General features: G+C 47.9%; 17 protein-coding genes. 11 read left to right on the top strand and 6 right to left on the bottom strand.

The genetic code is table 11. The features are described from left to right. Positions 1-89 precede the first annotated feature (89 nt). The gene (locus tag H7F26_RS04425) at positions 90-1,436 is read right to left on the bottom strand and encodes a TrkH family potassium uptake protein (protein WP_003186125.1); all 1,347 of its coding nucleotides are present in this window, start codon (positions 1,434-1,436) and stop codon (positions 90-92) included. Positions 1,437-1,855: 419 nt separating this feature from the next. On the opposite strand from H7F26_RS04425, the gene bslA reads away from it, so the two are divergent. After that, positions 1,856-2,395, top strand: a complete 540-nt coding sequence (bslA, locus tag H7F26_RS04420; protein WP_011198400.1) for a biofilm surface layer hydrophobin BslA — start codon at positions 1,856-1,858, stop codon at positions 2,393-2,395. A gap of 48 nt (positions 2,396-2,443) precedes the next feature. Here the strand turns inward: bslA and hemQ are convergent, their stop codons facing one another. Beyond that, positions 2,444-3,208, bottom strand: coding sequence for a hydrogen peroxide-dependent heme synthase (gene hemQ, locus H7F26_RS04415; protein ID WP_003186119.1), 765 nt, complete (start codon positions 3,206-3,208; stop codon positions 2,444-2,446). A 289-nt stretch (positions 3,209-3,497) separates the two neighbouring features. Between hemQ and pta the strand changes: the two genes are divergently transcribed. Next, the gene (gene pta / locus H7F26_RS04410) at positions 3,498-4,469 is read left to right on the top strand and encodes a phosphate acetyltransferase (RefSeq protein ID WP_003186117.1); all 972 of its coding nucleotides are present in this window, start codon (positions 3,498-3,500) and stop codon (positions 4,467-4,469) included. Between the two features lie 43 nt (positions 4,470-4,512). On the opposite strand, the gene H7F26_RS04405 is transcribed toward pta, so the two are convergent. Both H7F26_RS04405 and H7F26_RS04400 read right to left on the bottom strand, forming a co-directional pair. After that, a complete protein-coding gene (locus H7F26_RS04405; RefSeq protein ID WP_003186115.1) occupies positions 4,513-5,463 on the bottom strand; it encodes an amidohydrolase family protein in 951 nt (316 codons plus the stop codon). 18 nt (positions 5,464-5,481) lie between these two features. Next, on the bottom strand, positions 5,482-6,261 hold the full coding sequence (locus H7F26_RS04400; RefSeq protein WP_009329804.1) for an IclR family transcriptional regulator: 780 nt from the start codon (positions 6,259-6,261) through the stop codon (positions 5,482-5,484). Positions 6,262-6,462: 201 nt separating this feature from the next. On the opposite strand from H7F26_RS04400, the gene H7F26_RS04395 reads away from it, so the two are divergent. The 7 genes from H7F26_RS04395 to H7F26_RS04365 all read left to right on the top strand — a co-directional run bounded on the left by H7F26_RS04395 (position 6,463) and on the right by H7F26_RS04365 (position 13,405). Beyond that, on the top strand, positions 6,463-7,938 hold the full coding sequence (locus H7F26_RS04395) for an aldehyde dehydrogenase (RefSeq protein WP_009329803.1): 1,476 nt from the start codon (positions 6,463-6,465) through the stop codon (positions 7,936-7,938). A gap of 14 nt (positions 7,939-7,952) precedes the next feature. Then, entirely contained in the window at positions 7,953-8,738 is a 786-nt protein-coding gene (locus H7F26_RS04390) for a 2-keto-4-pentenoate hydratase (RefSeq protein ID WP_003186110.1), read from the top strand. 17 nt (positions 8,739-8,755) lie between these two features. Continuing rightward, positions 8,756-8,947, top strand: a complete 192-nt coding sequence (locus tag H7F26_RS04385) for a 4-oxalocrotonate tautomerase (RefSeq protein WP_003186109.1) — start codon at positions 8,756-8,758, stop codon at positions 8,945-8,947. A gap of 23 nt (positions 8,948-8,970) precedes the next feature. Beyond that, positions 8,971-9,822 (top strand): DODA-type extradiol aromatic ring-opening family dioxygenase, encoded by an 852-nt coding sequence (locus H7F26_RS04380; RefSeq protein ID WP_003186107.1) that lies wholly within the window; start codon positions 8,971-8,973, stop codon positions 9,820-9,822. A gap of 38 nt (positions 9,823-9,860) precedes the next feature. Continuing rightward, positions 9,861-11,237, top strand: coding sequence for an MFS transporter (locus H7F26_RS04375; RefSeq protein ID WP_016886295.1), 1,377 nt, complete (start codon positions 9,861-9,863; stop codon positions 11,235-11,237). A gap of 15 nt (positions 11,238-11,252) precedes the next feature. Beyond that, positions 11,253-12,458 carry a 4-hydroxybenzoate 3-monooxygenase gene (gene pobA / locus H7F26_RS04370; protein WP_003186104.1) on the top strand — a complete coding sequence of 402 codons (1,206 nt, stop codon included), beginning with the start codon at positions 11,253-11,255 and terminating at the stop codon, positions 12,456-12,458. 101 nt (positions 12,459-12,559) lie between these two features. Further along, positions 12,560-13,405: an octanoyl-[GcvH]:protein N-octanoyltransferase gene (locus H7F26_RS04365; RefSeq protein WP_003186102.1), complete on the top strand. Its 846-nt coding sequence runs from the start codon at positions 12,560-12,562 to the stop codon at positions 13,403-13,405. A gap of 154 nt (positions 13,406-13,559) precedes the next feature. Here H7F26_RS04365 and H7F26_RS04360 read toward each other — a convergent pair whose 3' ends face one another. Then, positions 13,560-13,889, bottom strand: coding sequence for a YjdJ family protein (locus H7F26_RS04360; protein ID WP_003186099.1), 330 nt, complete (start codon positions 13,887-13,889; stop codon positions 13,560-13,562). A gap of 183 nt (positions 13,890-14,072) precedes the next feature. Then, positions 14,073-14,861, bottom strand: coding sequence for an RsfA family transcriptional regulator (locus H7F26_RS04355; protein ID WP_025805379.1), 789 nt, complete (start codon positions 14,859-14,861; stop codon positions 14,073-14,075). 219 nt (positions 14,862-15,080) lie between these two features. Between H7F26_RS04355 and H7F26_RS04350 the strand changes: the two genes are divergently transcribed. Together H7F26_RS04350 and H7F26_RS04345 are read left to right on the top strand one after the other, a co-directional pair. Further along, the gene (locus H7F26_RS04350; RefSeq protein ID WP_003186096.1) at positions 15,081-15,305 is read left to right on the top strand and encodes a YuzB family protein; all 225 of its coding nucleotides are present in this window, start codon (positions 15,081-15,083) and stop codon (positions 15,303-15,305) included. Between the two features lie 238 nt (positions 15,306-15,543). Then, a complete protein-coding gene (locus H7F26_RS04345) occupies positions 15,544-16,842 on the top strand; it encodes an HD domain-containing protein (protein ID WP_011198398.1) in 1,299 nt (432 codons plus the stop codon). Positions 16,843-16,849 lie beyond the last annotated feature (7 nt).

Genomic DNA, 16,849 nt, shown 5'->3' with positions numbered 1-16,849 from the left:
TGAACGGGCGGGAGGGAATATGACGACACATCATGTTGGAAAGAGAAAAACAAAAAGACCGCTCGTGAATAGAGCGGTCTTTCTGCATATTAGCCTGTAATCACTTCATCTTCAGGATGGCGGATCGGCGCCTTCTTCGGCTTGGCCAGCGTAAACGCCATAGTCAGAGGCCCGACGCGGCCGATAAACATCATCATCATGATAACCGCTTTGCCTGCGGCCGTTAAATCAGGTGTCAGTCCCATCGACAGGCCGACTGTTCCGAAAGCGGAAAATACTTCAAAGACGATTTTCAAAAATGGGGCATTCTCTGTGATCGTCAATATAAATAATGCGAAAAGCACGAATAAAAAACTGATCACAATGATGGCTAAAGCTCTTAAAATGGTTTTCATCTTAATCGCCCTTTTGAACACAACCGTCTCGCTTTTCCCCCTTAAAAAGGTGATCGTCGCCAAGATCATCACGATAAACGTTGTCAGTTTAATTCCGCTTCCCGTTGACGCACTTCCGGCTCCGATAAACATCAAAACGATGATTAACAGGAGGGACGGCGTTGTCATCTGGGCGATATCAAGCGTATTGAATCCGGCAGTTCTCGGTGTCACGCCTTGGAAGTAAGCGCCCCACATTTTGTCGGCCAAAGGCAGTCCGCCGAGCGTACCCGGATTCGAGTATTCTAAAATGAAAATCAGCAACGCGGCTGTCGTATTGATGATCAATGTTCCAACGATCATGAGCTTGGAATGCAGCGATAATTTCCGGAAGTTTCGCTTTGTCCATAAATCCAGCAGAACGGTAAAGCCGATTCCCCCTGTAATGAAAAGGCCTGTGATGACAAGGTTGACAATCGGATCGCCGACATATTGAGACAAGTTGTCAGGCCACAGGGAAAATCCCGCATTGTTAAAGGCTGAAATCGTGTTAAACAAACTATGAAACAAGCCTTTTTGCAAACCATATTCAGGAACCCATCTGATCGAAAGGATCAGAAACGCCACAAATTCTATGACAATCGTGAAAATAAACAGGTGCTTGACCAAGCGGACAAGCCCGCCTAAAGAAGTCTGGTTAAATGCTTCTTGAACAAGAATCCGCTGCTGCAAGCCGATTTTTTTGCCGATCATCATGACGACGAGGACGGCAAACGTCATTAAGCCGAGCCCGCCGATTTGAATCAGGCACATAATAACGGTTTGTCCGAAAACTGTAAAATCTGCCCCTGTATCTACAACAACAAGGCCAGTTACCGTAGTTGCCGAGGTGGCCGTAAATAAAGCATCCACCCATGAGATATAAGTAGTGGAGGCGCCAGGCAGCTTCAATAAACAAGCCCCGATCGCAATGATAATCAAGAAACTAAGAGCCAGCGTCTGCGGCGGACTAATATTGATGATCTTACCTTTTACAAGATTTGAAGAAACCAATTTAGGCATTTTTCGTTCCTTTCTTCATCCATTCAAAACATGAATGGAGAAAAAGCAAGGTTATGTCAATCATAAACTCGGTTCGTGATGCTTCAATAATGTCAATAATGTACAGCCAGATCCATCGTTTGTCAACAAAAAATCAGGAGAATGAAGAGAAGGGAAGCGGGCAGGCCTTTTGTCCTTTACTAAAGCACAGCGGAGAAAATCAAGAGGAACAACGCCTGGTTAAATTCTATTATTTTGCATTTATTTTAAAAATATGACATGGAAAACATTTACTACAAGCAGAAAAAATGGTAGTTTTTAATAGAAATCACCAAAGTGCCGGCGCTTTGGAAAGAAGGCGTTGCTTGATTTTACATCTTTCTTGCACGCTTTCGTCATGACGAATATGAAAAAAATGATGACTTGGGGGAATTGCTGTGTTGAAAAGAATGTATCGTTCTAAATTGTCAATCTTGGCGGTTAGTCTCGTGATGATGGCTTCGATTTTCCTGCCTTCGTTCCAGGCCAGCGCCCAAACAACAAAAACTGAATCTGTCTACCGCCCGGCTGCGAGCGCTTCCTTGTATTCGGTGATAACAGGCGCCAGCAAACAGGAGTGGTCGTTCTCGGATATTGAGTTAACATATCGTCCTAACTCAATCTTGGCGCTGGGAACGGTTGAATTTACTTTGCCGTCGGGATTTTCCGCCACAACGAAAGATACGGTGAATGGAAGAGCGCTGACAACAGGGCAAATTTTGAACAACGGAAAAACGGTAAGGCTGCCGCTTACAATTGATCTGCTGGGCATTGCGGAGTTTAAGCTGGTGCTGGCCAACAAAACGCTGCCTGCCGCAGGAAAGTATACATTCCGGGCGGAGAACAGAGTACTGGGGCTCGGATCGACTTTCTATGCCGAATCTTCAATCGAAGTGCAAAAACGGGCGACTCCGCCTACACAGCCGTGCAACTGCAAGTAAATAGGCAAAAAAGCTCCAAAGACCTCGGCCTTTGGAGCTTTTTTATCATTACACATGCAAAAATGCAGGCAGCTGTTCTTTTGCAAGGCGGTTGCCGACAAAGAACGAACCGAATTCACCGTAGCGGGCGCTTACTTCATCAAAGCGCATTTCATAGACGAGCTTTTTGAACTGAAGCACATCATCTGAAAAGAGCGTGACACCCCACTCATAATCGTCAAATCCGATTGAGCCGGTAATAATCTGTTTTACTTTTCCCGCATAGCCGCGTCCGATCATTCCGTGGCTGCGCATCAAGTTTCTTCTCTCTTCCATAGACAGCATGTACCAGTTGTCATCGCCCGATCTTCTTTTATCCATCGGATAGAAGCAGACATATTTGGCATCCGGGAGCTCAGGGTACAGGCGCGCCCGCACTTGCGGATTTTCGTAAGGGTCCCCGTCTCCGCTTCCCATATAGTTGCTCAGCTCGACAACGGATACGTATGAATAAGCAGGTATCGTGTATTCAGCGAGTTTGGATTTATTGAACTCGAGTTCGATTTGATTTAATTCCTCCATCGTAGGGCGCAAAATCATCAGCATGAAGTCCGCTTTCTGGCCGACGATGCTGTAAAGCGTATGGCTTCCGTTTCCTTCTTTTTGGGCAGCTCCCCATTTTTCAAGAAGGCCGGTAAATTCGCTGATAATGATCTGGCGCTCATCGCTTGAAAGCATTTTCCATGCGGACCAGTCCATTGTCCGGAAATCGTGAAGGGCATACCAGCCGTCAAGCGTTTGTGCGGCTTCATTCGTTTTTTGCTGTTCGCTCATTTTGCAATCACTCCCAATTTGTATGTACTTGTCTTCATCATATCATAGTTTGCCGCGTTTTATCCGTTTAGAAGTTTTGAACAAAAGGTGACCATCTGTCGTATAACTGGGAAAGGCTGTTATATACTAATAGAAGTGTTTAAAGCCTTTCTGAAATTAAATTAATTAAAAAAAGCGTTTAAAAAGTGTAAACGTTATAATAAAATACAGAAGGATTGAATTTATATCACAAAAGAGTATGCTTAATAGAGAAATGAAGTATTTGTGACACTTTCAAGGAGGGTATATAGTGGCAGATCTATTTACAACAGTGCAGGGAAAAGTAGCAGGAAAAGGAGTTAAAATCGTATTTCCGGAAGGTTTGGACGAGCGTATTCTTACAGCTGTCAACAAATTGGCCGGAAACAACGTGTTAAAGCCGATCCTTGTAGGAAACGAGCAGGAAATCAAAGATAAAGCAAACGGGTTGAATTTAACGCTGGATGGCGTTGACATATACGATCCTCATACATATGAAGGGATGGAAGACCTTGTTCAGGCTTTCGTTGAACGCCGCAAAGGCAAAGCGACGGAAGAGCAGGCCCGCCAAATCCTTTTAGACGAAAACTACTTTGGAACGATGCTTGTTTATAAAGGGCTTGCCGACGGCCTTGTCAGCGGTGCGGCTCATTCAACAGCGGATACGGTTCGCCCGGCGCTGCAAATTATTAAAACAAAAGAAGGCGTGAAGAAAACATCAGGCGTCTTTATCATGGCGCGCGGCGATGAGCAGTACGTATTCGCAGACTGTGCGATCAACATTGCGCCTGACAGCCAGGACCTTGCGGAAATCGCAATCGAAAGTGCGAACACAGCGAAAATGTTCGACATCGAACCTCGTGTCGCCATGCTCAGCTTTTCAACAAAAGGTTCGGCAAAATCAGACGAAACTGAAAAAGTAGCCAACGCGGTTGCAATCGCAAAAGAAAAAGCGCCTGAGCTTACACTTGACGGCGAATTCCAATTTGACGCGGCATTCGTTCCGTCTGTCGCTGAGAAAAAAGCGCCGGACTCCGTCATTAAAGGAGATGCAAACGTATTTGTTTTCCCAAGCCTTGAAGCGGGGAATATCGGCTATAAAATCGCTCAGCGCCTCGGCAACTTTGAAGCGGTCGGTCCGATTCTGCAAGGGCTGAACATGCCTGTAAACGACCTGTCCAGAGGGTGCAACGCTGAGGACGTTTATAATCTTGCGCTGATTACGGCGGCTCAAGCTCTGTAATAGGCTTCCTGAAAAAGGTGAACCTGAAGAGGTTCGCCTTTTTTTATGCTTCAATCGCTACATTCAGCAGAGACTCCGCTCCTTTCCGGCCGGGATCGAGAGGCGGCCACTGACAAAGGTCGAAAGGAAAATCGGAACCCGGAACAAGGCGGTCTTCTCCGACAAGCTTCTTCAAATATGCCGCGCTTTCTTGCTCCCATAGCACACCATCAAACCAAAACTTCCGCAAATATTCGCGCGGCGGAGCCGAAAGCGATGAAGAAACGCCGGCCCATTTGTCATACCCTTTGTTCAGTCTTCCGATCTGATAAGGCAAAAAGCCGCCTCCGTGGGCCAAAAGAATTTTCACATTGCGAAACCGGTCTGTAAACCCGCTTAACAAAAGGTCTGCGGCACAAATCGTCGTTTCCCACGGAACGCCGATCAAGTTTGGCAGCATCCTGCGGCGGAGCCGCGGATCTTCAGAAAGGAGCGGATGTATAAAGATAATCGCTTTTCTTCTATCAGCCGTTTCCCAAAACGGTGTAAATGCTTCGTCCGAGAGAAGTAGTTGCGAAGCGCCGGGTCCGATAATCGCTCCTTTAAGCCCGTTGTTCATCGCTTCATTCAGGCGCTCGCTCGCCTTTGAAGGGCTGTTCAGCGGGACTGTGCCGAGTCCCGAGAGGCGGCCGTCGTATTTTTTAACCCATTCGGCAAGCGCTTTGTTGTATACAAAAGATAATTCGTCCGTGATTTCTTCGGCGAGATCGTAAAGGAAAAGCTGGGGAACCGGCGATACCAATGAGTGTGTGACGCCGGCCTCCTGCTGGGCTTCCAAATATAAAGCCTCCTGGTAGAAAAGCTCTTTTAATTCAAAGCCCCATTTGTGATTGACCGTCAAAAACTCCGCTTGGCATCCAGCCTTTTTTTCGCGGACAGCGTGGACTCTCTTTTCATTGTCTTCCAGCCAAAGCAGCACATCGCGCGGTATAAAGTGCGTGTGAAGATCATACAAAGCTGATTCCCCCAATTTTTATATTCGTTTCCAGTACCCGATCCTTTCGGAAATATCCCGGGCCGCTTGTTTCACTTGGTAAATGATTTTCGCCTGCCGGGCCTTGATGCGTTTTGCAGGGCCTACGACACTGACGGCGTACAACACTCGACCTGCGTGGTTTCTGACGGGAGCTGAGATTGATGTGACACCATCTATGAATTCCCCGCAACTGACGTCAAATCCGTTTTCTTTAACGGTTTTCAGCACATCCCTCAATTTGTCCCCGTCTGTAATGGTTTCTTTCGTACAGCTTTTCAAGCCTTCCTTCACATACTCGTCCAATATGCCCTCTTCATCAAAGGCGAGAAGCACCTTACCTGAGCTTGTGCAGTGCATCGGGTTTTGCCGCCCGATATATGAGAGAAGTTCGACCGGGCGGGGGCATTCCGTCCGATTGAGATAAACGACGCTGAGACCGCGGCGCATCGCGATATGCGACGTTTCGCCGGTCTCATCGGTCAGCCGTTTGAGGACCGGCAGGGATTCGCGGTTGATTTCAAGAGTGGAGTTGACAATGGTGTTTAACTGCAGGACCGATAAGCCGAGCTTGTATCTTCTGGATTCCGGGTCCTTCATGACAAACCCTTCGCTTTCCAATGTAGACAAAAGGCGCGAGACCGTGCTTTTTCCGAGGCCAAGCGACGAGGCGAGTTCGGTTAGTTTCTTTTCCGGTGTGTCTAAGGTAAACGATTGAAGCAGCCGAAGCGCATTTTTTACTGAACCGAGCAGCTGGTGGTCCTTCGTCTCAACAGTCATAGGTTCCTCAACTCTCTCCCTTGTTTTTGTTTCCTTTTATTCCATAATATAACACGATATAAAAAATAAAAAAGCGGAAAATATCAAATTTTCGGAAAAAATGTCTGATTTGTTCCGCATAGAGGAACATTGCTGTTTTCTTGTCAGTTAAAATCCTTTAATTTAATGGAAAGGATTTGAAAAGGAGGATGTTTGCAGAATATGAATGTTCAAACTCCATCGGAAAAACTCGTAAAACCTTTTGACTGTCAGCACTACATAAACGGCAGGTACTTTCCTTCAGAGAAAGGCAGCACGTTTGACAACATCAATCCGGCTACACAGGAAATTATCGGAAGCGTTGCGGAAGGAGGCAAAAAAGAGGTCGATCTTGCAGTCGCGGCAGCCAGGCGTGCATTAAACGGACGCTGGAAAAACATGACCGCTGACGAAAGGATTCGGATCATCAGAAAGGTCGGCGACATCATACTTGAGCGTAAAGACGAACTGGCGAGGCTTGAGACATTGGATACGGGAAAACCGCTTTCGCTCTCAAGCACTTTGGATATTCCACGTGCCGCTTTCAACTTTCATTTCTTTGCGGATTTTATGAGAGGAGCCGGAACGGAAGCTTATCAAACTGACGATCTTGCAATCAATTATGCGATTCGCCGTCCGGTCGGCGTCGTCGGGCTGATCAATCCGTGGAACTTGCCGCTTCTTTTGCTGACGTGGAAATTGGCGCCTTGCCTGGCGGCGGGAAATACAGCCGTTATCAAACCGGCTGAACTGACGCCGATGACAGCCACCCTTCTCGGGGAAATCTGCCATGATGCAGGGATGCCTGACGGAGTCGTTAATATCGTCCACGGATTTGGACCAGATTCCGCCGGTGCTGCGCTTTCTGAGCATCCCGATGTCGATGCGATATCTTTCACCGGAGAAACGACAACCGGCAAAGTCATTATGGAAGCTGCTTCGAAAACATTAAAGAAACTTTCCTTTGAATTGGGAGGGAAGAACCCGAACATTATTTTTGCCGATGCCGACATGGATGAAGCCGTCAGCACCTCATTGAAATCGAGTTTCGTCAACCAGGGGGAAGTATGTATGAGCGGCTCCCGCATCTATGTCGAGAGGGAAGCGTATGACGAATTTCTGAACAAGTTCGTTGAGAAAACGAAAAAGCTCAAAGTCGGCGATCCTTTTGATCCGGACACGAATATCGGCGCCTTGATTTCTTCTGAACACACAGAGCGTGTGATGAACTACATCGAATTGGCCAAACGGGAAGGCGGCAATATTTTAACCGGAGGAAAACGCCCTGAAGGACAGGAATCCGGCTGCTTTCTTGAACCGACGATTATCACCGGACTTTCACGCAATTCCAGGCTCATCAAAGAAGAAATCTTCGGTCCGGTCGTAACGGTGATTCCGTTCGACGATGAGGAGGAAGTGATTGCACAGGCTAACGACACACATTACGGGTTAAGCGCGACCTTATGGACGAACGACCTCCGCCGGGCGCACCGCGTAGCCGGGCAAATCGAATCGGGCATGGTGTGGGTCAACAGCTGGTTTCTCCGCGATCTTCGGACGCCGTTTGGCGGCATGAAACAGAGCGGACTCGGACGAGAAGGAGGCATTCACAGCCTCGAATTCTTCAGCGAATTAACCAATATTTGCATCAAGCTGTAAAAGGGGGGAAGCGGATGAATACCGCAGCATTAAAAGATACGGCGCGACTCTTGTATCTTGCCGAAACAGAGAAGCGTGAAGTTGAAAGAATCACAAAGGACTACCCGGAGCTGACCGTTGAAGAGGCGTATGCGATCCAAGAAGAGCTGATTCAGCTTAAATTATGGGATGGCAATAGCATCATCGGTCCGAAAATGGGACTGACCAGCCGGGCGAAAATGAAGCAGATGAACGTCGAGGAGCCGATCTACGGTTATATTTTTGAAGATATGATCGTGCCAAACGGCGGAAGCATCCGGATGAACGAGCTGATTCACCCGAAGGTTGAAGCAGAGATTGCTTTTGTGCTGGGGGAGGATATTGAAGGACCGGGTGTTACAAAGGAGCAGGTCCTTGAAGCCGTTGCTGAATTGATTCCCGTTCTAGAAGTGATTGACAGCCGCTATGAAAATTTCTCATTCACTTTGCCTGACGTCATCGCGGACAATGCGTCATCTTCAAGAGTGGTGTTAGGTGAAAAAGTGAAGAAGCCGGACGATTTCAAGCTGGATGAAGCAAGAGTCTCTTTAATGATAAACGGCGAGGTCAAAGAGCGGGGCACTGGAGCAGCGGTTGTCGGGCATCCCGCAAATTCGGCGGCCATGCTTGCCAACATGCTCTCCCGGAAAAAACAAAAGCTTGCGGCTGGCAGCATCATTTTAACGGGCGGTGTAACGGGAGCTGTCATGCTGCAGCCGGGCGACCGCGTTTCAGCACAAGTAGAAGGGCTGGGAGATGTATCATTTTCGGTCAAGCCATAACCTGAGGTGATTATGATATGCCGATTGTTCATATTCAACTATTAGAAGGCCGGCCGCCTGAAAAGGTCGAGGAAGTCATTCGAAAAGTGACGGAAACGTTGAGCGCCACCCTAGACTCTCCGAAGGAAAACGTCCGCGTTCTTGTCACCGAAGTTTCTAAAAGCCACTGGGGCATAGGCGGCACACCGGTCTCAAAATTAAGACCTTAAAGAAGGCGATGGGAGGAATCTACATGTCAATCGAATTGGCGGCGCTTGTTCCGCATACACCGAGGATGTGTTTTGAAGATAAAACCCCTGACTTCCAAAGAGAGCTGGTCAAGGGCATGAAGAGGCTCTCCAGGATTATTGAAAGAATTGAGCCCGATGCCGTTGTCCTGATTTCCTGTCACTGGACGTCAAGCTTTGACCATCTGATCGATGCAGCTCCCGACCATCAAGGCGTTTTAACGGCTTTGGAGTGTCCGAATTTAATTTCCGATGTTCCGTATTCTTACCCCGGGGACACTGAATTGGCGCTGCAATTGGCTGAAGCCGGCAGAGAAGGGGGGCTTTCCGTCATTCCTGTCAATGATCCAGCTTACTGCTGGGATTACGGGACGGTCGTTCCGCTGCGCTACCTCGTTCCAAAGGGAGATATTCCGGTTATCGATTTATCGGTTACATTGGCCGCGAACCTGGAAGAAACGCATTTGTGGGGCCGGCTTGCCGGAAGAGTGCTGAAAGAAAGCAGAAAGAAAACCGTGTTCATCAGCAGCGGGGCGCTAAGCCATCATTTGGTGAGGGGGCCGGAATGTATGCCGACATTGGCCGAACAGGCCCTCGATGCACAATTTTTGACCTACTTAACAGACAACGATCTTTTATCAGCTCAGCAGATGCTGCCTCAATATGCTAAAAACGCCGGGCTTGAAGCCGGCGGCCGCCACATTGCAATGCTATTGGGCGTGCTGGAGGACGGATGTAAAAGCACGTTTTACGGATACGGTCAGTCTTCCGGGAGCTCCAATGTCGTCATGGCATTCGAGCCGGCGGGACAAAAAGCTCGCACGCACGCTTTCAATGAAAAAGATACCGTGCGTTAAGCTGCTTTCATAATACGATAAGAATCGTGGAGGGGAACATGAAAAATCGTTCAGTTCATCCAGCGGAAGTCATGGCGGCCAGCAAATTTAACAAAGTGCACCTGACTGTTTTCCTGTGGTGTTTTTTCGCCATTGCCTTTGACGGTTATGATATTGCAATGTACGGCGTCAGCCTGCCATGGCTGATGGAGGAATGGAGCCTGACCGCCATCCAAGCCGGAGCGATCGGGAGCTATACATTGATCGGCATGATGCTCGGCGCGCTTATTTTTTCGCCGATCGCAGATCAATACGGCCGCAAAAAGGTGTTGGGCTTCTGTATCTTTCTGTTCAGCCTGTTTACTGCAGCAGCCGGTCTGATCGATTCTCCGCTTTTGTTTACGATCATGCGGTTTCTCGCTGCGCTTGGAATGGGCGGGTTGATGCCGAATGCCATTTCGCTGATGACAGAGTATTCGCCGAAAAAAAACAGAGCGGTGATTGTAGCCGCTATGTATTGCGGCTATTCTGCAGGCGGTGTGCTGGCTTCCCTCGTCGGCATGTTCGCCGTGCCCGTGACAAGCTGGAGAGTGCTCTATCTGATCGGAGCCGTGCCGCTCTTCGTGCTCCCGTTCTTTTTCAGCAGGTTTCCCGAATCTCTGTCATTTTACGTTTTGAAGAAAAAGACGAAAGCGCTGGCTGAGATTCTCAATCAGGTGCATCCGGCGGGACGCTACAGGGAAGACGACAATTATCAAATCTCGGTGATTGCGAAAGAAAAGAAAGGCTTTCCGGTAAAAAAACTGTTTGGACAAAAACGTGCAGCCAGCACATTCGCATTCTGGCTTTCCGTTTTCAGCTGCCTTCTCATGGTTTACGGCTTAAATACATGGCTTCCGAAAATGATGCAGGCGTCAGGCTACGGGCTGTCGTCAAGCTTGTCATTCAACTTGGCGCTTTGCTGCGGACAAGCCGCAGGAGCGGTATTCGGCGGATATTTGGCAGATAAAGCCGGCCATAAAAAAGTGCTTGCGGCTATGTATGTCATCGGAGCCTTTTGTTTTGTAGCATTTGGAATGACGATGAACCCCGTTCTTCTGTACTTGCTGATTGCCTTAGGCGGGGCATGCACCGTCGGAGCGCAAAATATCGCCAATCCTTATATTTCTGAGTATTATCCGAAAGAAATCAGAGCGACCGGCATCGGCTGGGCGCTCGGGGTCGGCAGACTCGGAGCGATCATTGCGCCTTCGCTGTTTGCATTGATCCTTGCTTCCGGCATGGAGCCGAAGCAGGCTTTCATGGTGTTCGCGATCCCGAGTGTTTTTGCTGCACTCGGCATCATGCTCGTCCAAGAGAAACACGCTTCATTTGATTTTGTCTCTAAGTCGGAAAGCGCCGGGTATACATTAGAAGCCACATCAAAACATGGATAAAGGGAGGAAACCATTTTGCGGACACAAGTGGGAATTATCGGAGCGGGACCTGCCGGGCTTATGCTCGCTAACCTGCTCCACCGCAGGGGAATCGAAGCGGTCGTGATCGAATCCCGCTCGCGAAAGGAGATTGAAGAGACCGTCCGTGCAGGCGTTCTAGAACAGATGACGGTAGATTTGCTGAATGAAACAGGTGCCGGTGAACGGATGATGAAAACAGCTATGTTTCATCAAGGAATTGAGATTCGCTTTGGCGGCAAGCGGCACAGAATTGATATGCACAAGCTGACGGGGGGGAAATACATTGCCATCTATCCCCAGCATGAAGTGATCAAAGATTTAACCGCCGCCCGCCTGCAATCGGAAGGGCGCATCGTTTTCAATGTGTCTGACGTCCGCCTTTCAAATATTGATACAGAAGCGCCTGTCATCACTTATCAGAATGAAAACGGCGATACAGAAGAACTGAACTGCGATTTCATCGCAGGGTGCGACGGCTTTCACGGGCCGAGCAGACAAAGCATTCCGAAGGAGATCCGCAAAGAGTACGAAAAGGTGTACCCTTACGGATGGCTCGGCATATTGGCTGAAGCCCCTCCGTCCTCGCCTGAACTTGTATATGCCCATCATGAAGACGGGTTTGCCCTCGTCAGCACAAGGACACCGGAAATCCAGCGGCTTTACCTGCAAGTCAGTCCTGCAGATTCAGTCGGGAACTGGCCGGACGAAAGGATATGGGAGAAGCTTCACCTAAGGCTGTCGGCCGATGACGGATGGAAGCTGACTGAAGGCCCGATCATTCAAAAAAACATTGTCTCGATGAGAAGCTTTATATGCGATCCAATGCAATACGGCAGACTCTATTTAGCGGGGGATGCCGCGCATATTGTACCCCCGACAGGTGCGAAAGGCCTGAACCTTGCGATGGCGGATGTCCAGCGGCTTGCATGGGCGCTCGAAGACTATTACGAAACCGGAAGAATCGAACGGCTGGCCGGCTATTCTGAGTCTTGCCTCCGCCGCGTCTGGAAAGCTGAACGCTTTTCCTGGTATATGACATCCCTGCTGCATCGCCATCACGGCTACACCCCTTTTGACTACCAGATTCAATTGGCTGAACTTGACCACGTTACGACTTCAACGGCGGCCGCTCAAAGTCTTGCCGAGAATTACGTCGGGCTGCCGCTTGAATTCGGAGAACCGTCTTTAAGCGTCACTTGAATGAAGGAAGCGCCGGAGATAAGAAAATTTCCACCACATGTTTTCGTAAATGGTATAATGGATGTTGGCTGAAATGCAAAACGAAAGGGTTTACACTATATATGGCAAAGCAACCGATTGATCTACTTATCCAGCCGAAATGGAGAATCATTGACCAATCCAGTCTCGGCCCATATTTTGATGCAAAACAATCATTTGCGATAGATGATACGCTGTGCGCTTCTGTCGGGAAAGGTTTATCTCCGGCGACCGCGCGTTCCTGGGTGCACCATGACACGATTGTGCTAGGAATCCAGGATACAAGGCTCCCTTATTTACAAGAAGGGATTTCATTGCTTGAAGAAGCGGGCTATCAAGCCATCGTCCGCAATTCCGGCGGACTGGCCGTCGTTTTGGACAGCGGGGTTTTAAACGTTTCCCTGATTTTTCAGGATAAGAAAAACGGAATTGATATCGACAGAGGCTATGAAGCGATGTTTGAGCTCGTTAAGCGAATGCTGTCATCCTATGACGCAGCAATCGAAGCCTATGAAATCAAAGGCTCCTACTGTCCAGGAAGCTTTGATTTGAGCATCGGGGGAAGGAAATTTGCGGGAATTTCCCAGAGGCGCCTGAGAGGCGGAGTGGCTGTTCAAATTTATTTGTGCGCTGATCAAAGCGGAAGCGGGCGCGCTGAGCTGATCAAACGCTTTTACGACACCGCCTTGAAAGACATGCGCGGGAAAACAAAAGCCGTTTATCCCGATATTCGCCCGGAAACGATGGCTTCGCTTTCTGAGCTTCTCAATGAAGACATTTCGGTGCAGAACTTGATGCTCTTGCTTCTGACACAGCTGAAAGAGCTGGGCGGGGAGATTTATCAAGGCCCTCTCACGCCCGCAGAAGAGGAAGTGTATGAGAAAAACCTTGTCCGCATGATTGAACGGAATGAAAAGGTTTTTGGATAGAAGAAGAGCCTCCGCCGCCTTTATATTCGTTGTCAGGCATGCTTAAAGCGGTGAAAAACCAGCGGGCTGTAAAATGCTTCAAAGACGGCAAAATCCTAAAACGGTTGAACGTTTTAGGATTTTGCCACACCTCACCGCTTCCGGAGCGGTTTTTTTATGCTGCGCTCGAAGCGCTTTTTCGTTTTACATATGTTTTGATGAGAAGATAAGCCGCCAAAGCGATGATATACGCCAAACTGACGGCCATTAAAATAACGGTTGCCGGCGTATGCTTGGCCGCATAGACGAAAAAATCAAGCTGTGAAATATTATGTGCGTTTTTAATGGAGTCCTCTCCGTACAGCCAACTTGTAAACTTGGCTGTATATTTCCACTCCCACGGCACCTTTAAAAGCTCGCTGCCTTGATACCAGCTTGCCAATGCAGAAAACAAAAACAAAAGGGCCGCAGTGCCGAACTGAACCGCATATAAAACAAACTTCATCGAATACCCCGCCTTATGAATTGCTATCCCTATTATGAAATTTTTGTCATATGAAAGCAAGCCGCAGAAAGGTAAAAATACCCCCTTTTTTAAAGAAAGGGGTATCCTCGTATCGAAAAATGTTTGTATGCATTGTCAGTCCTTGCTGCCTGAACGTCTCTGCCGCACCCTCTGAGAGCAGCGCTATTCAGCCATTTTTTCTAAATTGCCGTTCCGGTCCATTTTGAAGGCGGGCGCAGCGTGTTCGTCTTCTTCGAATAAAACTAGTTTTCTTGCACGGTTCATAATTTTTACGAGCGTTTCGTAGTCTTCCTGGATGGTTGTCTGGTCTTTTTCCAGCTTTTTGACTTCCGCTTCAAGCTTTTCAACTTTCTTCGTCAGTTCTTCGTTTTCCTGTTTTAAGCGTTCATTTTCCATTTTTAAAGCGGCAGTTTGTTCTTCGTTTCCTGTATAGTTTTGCAGGAAGCGGATCACATCATCGATCGTCATGTCTTTCGATGTATCGGCTGTATGGCCGGCCTGCGGCTGATTTGGCGATAGAAGGTGAGATAAACTAGCTAACTCTTCTTTAAAGCTCTCATCAACATAAGGCAGATGCTCGCTGGCGATCGGCTGCTGTTCGCTTGAATCTGCGGTTGCTTTCTTCTGCTCAACAACGCTTTCTGCAGGAGGTTCAGCATTCGTTTCGACCGGCGGCTTGTATAATAAGCGTTTTTTCGCCGGCTGTCCGTTTCCGAGGGCGCGCATTCTTTGCTTCCTCTGTTTTTTAGCCAGCTGCAATGCTTTTTCGTATTGGTGGCGGACAACTGCGTTCCATCTAAAACCGCAGGCGGCTGATGTCCTGTTCAGTCTGTCTCCGACTTCCTCGAAGGCGTTCAGCTGTGTGCTCCCTTCCCTGACATGCCGCAATACCGTTTCAGCAAGCAGTAAATCATTTTCCTCAGACCAAGCGTCTTGTCTTTGTTTCATCACTTCTCAACTCCCATTGTCAGTATTGGTATTAGATTGTCCATTTTGGAAAATATTTATACAAGTTTGCTAAAAGAATAGGAACTGATTTTTTTAGCGCGATCCTTGCAGGAATGAAAGAATCCTTGTAAAATGAAGGATGGTGTCATTTTTTATAAAAGTTCGGCACAGTTGAATGCCTTTCATAAAGACAGATGAACAAAACGAAAGGAAGCGTATGAAATGGCTAATGAATTTCGAGTATGCGACGATTGCCAGGCCACCAATTTAAAGACGCTTTTGCCCCGTCTGAAAGAAATTGATCCGGATGCAAAAGTGGAAATCGGCTGCCAGTCTTACTGCGGGCCGGGACGAAAAAAATCGTTTGCGTTTGTCAATAATCGTCCGCTGTCAGCTCCTGATGAAGACGAGCTGATCGAAAAAGTGAAAAAGAAACTCAAAAAATAACCGCCTCCCTAACGGGTCAGGCGTTTTTGCTTGTTTGACGGCTTTTTGGCAGGCTGGAACAAATGGCCGGGTAAATTCAAGGATGTTTTCAAAAAACAGACTCGATATAATAGAAGCAGACCTTAAAGAAAACAAGCAGATCGGGCAATACTTACAATATACATTTAGTTTTCCGAAGAAAAAGAGACGGATGGGCAGCGATCAGTTTGCCTCACGTTTGAAAAAAAGAGGGACAAAAATGGCGTATCCAAACGGAAAATTATCAGAAGAAAAAGTGTTTAAAGATCCTGTTCACCGCTATGTCCACGTACGGGACAAGCTGATATGGGACTTGATCGGAACCCGCGAATTTCAGAGGCTGCGCAGAATCAAACAGCTTGGGACGACCTATTTGACGTTTCACGGAGCCGAACACAGCCGTTTCAACCATTCTCTCGGCGTCTATGAAATTGTCAGAAGAATGGTTGATGACGTTTTTAAAGGCAGGGAGGAATGGGATGACAGCGAGCGCGATCTGTGCCTTTGCGCCGCATTGCTGCACGATTTGGGGCACGGCCCGTTTTCCCATTCGTTTGAAAAGGTCTTCCGGCTTGATCATGAAGACTTTACGAGAGCGATCATTTTAGGCGATACAGAAGTTAACCGAGTATTAAACAAGGTAAGTCCGACATTTGCAAAGGATGTCGCTGAAGTCATCGCGAAAACCTATCAAAATAAGCAGGTCGTCAGCCTGATCTCAAGCCAGATTGACGCTGACCGCATGGACTACCTTCAGAGGGACGCCTATTACACCGGCGTCAGCTACGGTCATTTTGATATGGAGCGGATTCTCCGCGTCATGCGGCCGCGCGAAGACCAAATCGTCATTAAGCAAAGCGGAATGCATGCTGTTGAGGACTATATTATGAGCCGGTACCAGATGTACTGGCAGGTCTACTTCCATCCTGTGACAAGAAGTGCGGAAGTGATTTTGACGAAGATTCTTCACCGTGCAAAGCAGCTTCATGAGGAAGGCTATGTTTTCACGCATGCGCCAGTGCATTTTTATTCTATTTTTGAAGGCAATGTCACATTGGAAGATTATTTAAGTCTTGATGAATCAATCATTCTTTATTATTTTCAGGCCTGGGAAAAAGAAGAGGACGAAATTTTGTCTGATTTATGCCGCCGTTTTATCAACCGCAGGCTGTTCCAGTATGCGGAATTCAATCCGAATGAGGAAATGGCGACTTACTTTGAACTGACCAACTTGTTTAAAGAATCAGGGATTGATCCCGAATATTATCTTGTGGTGGATTCGTCCTCAGATCTTCCTTATGATTTCTACAGACCGGGGGAAGAAGAGGAACGCCTCCCGATTCAATTGCTGACGCACAACGGCCAGATTAAGGAGCTGTCGCGGCAGTCCGATATTGTCGATGCGATATCAGGCAAGCGGAGAACGGACCATAAGCTGTATTTCCCGCTCGATTTAATCGAAGGGTTGCCTGACGGCCGTCATGCGAAAAGAATGAAAGAATTGCTCGGACTGAAATAGAAAGAAA

It is taken from the genome of Bacillus sp. PAMC28748 (genome assembly GCF_014250415.1).
GTDB lineage: Bacteria > Bacillota > Bacilli > Bacillales > Bacillaceae > Bacillus > Bacillus licheniformis.
The sequence above is the reverse complement of the archived record's forward strand: the minus strand, read 5'-3'. Positions and strand labels throughout refer to the sequence as shown.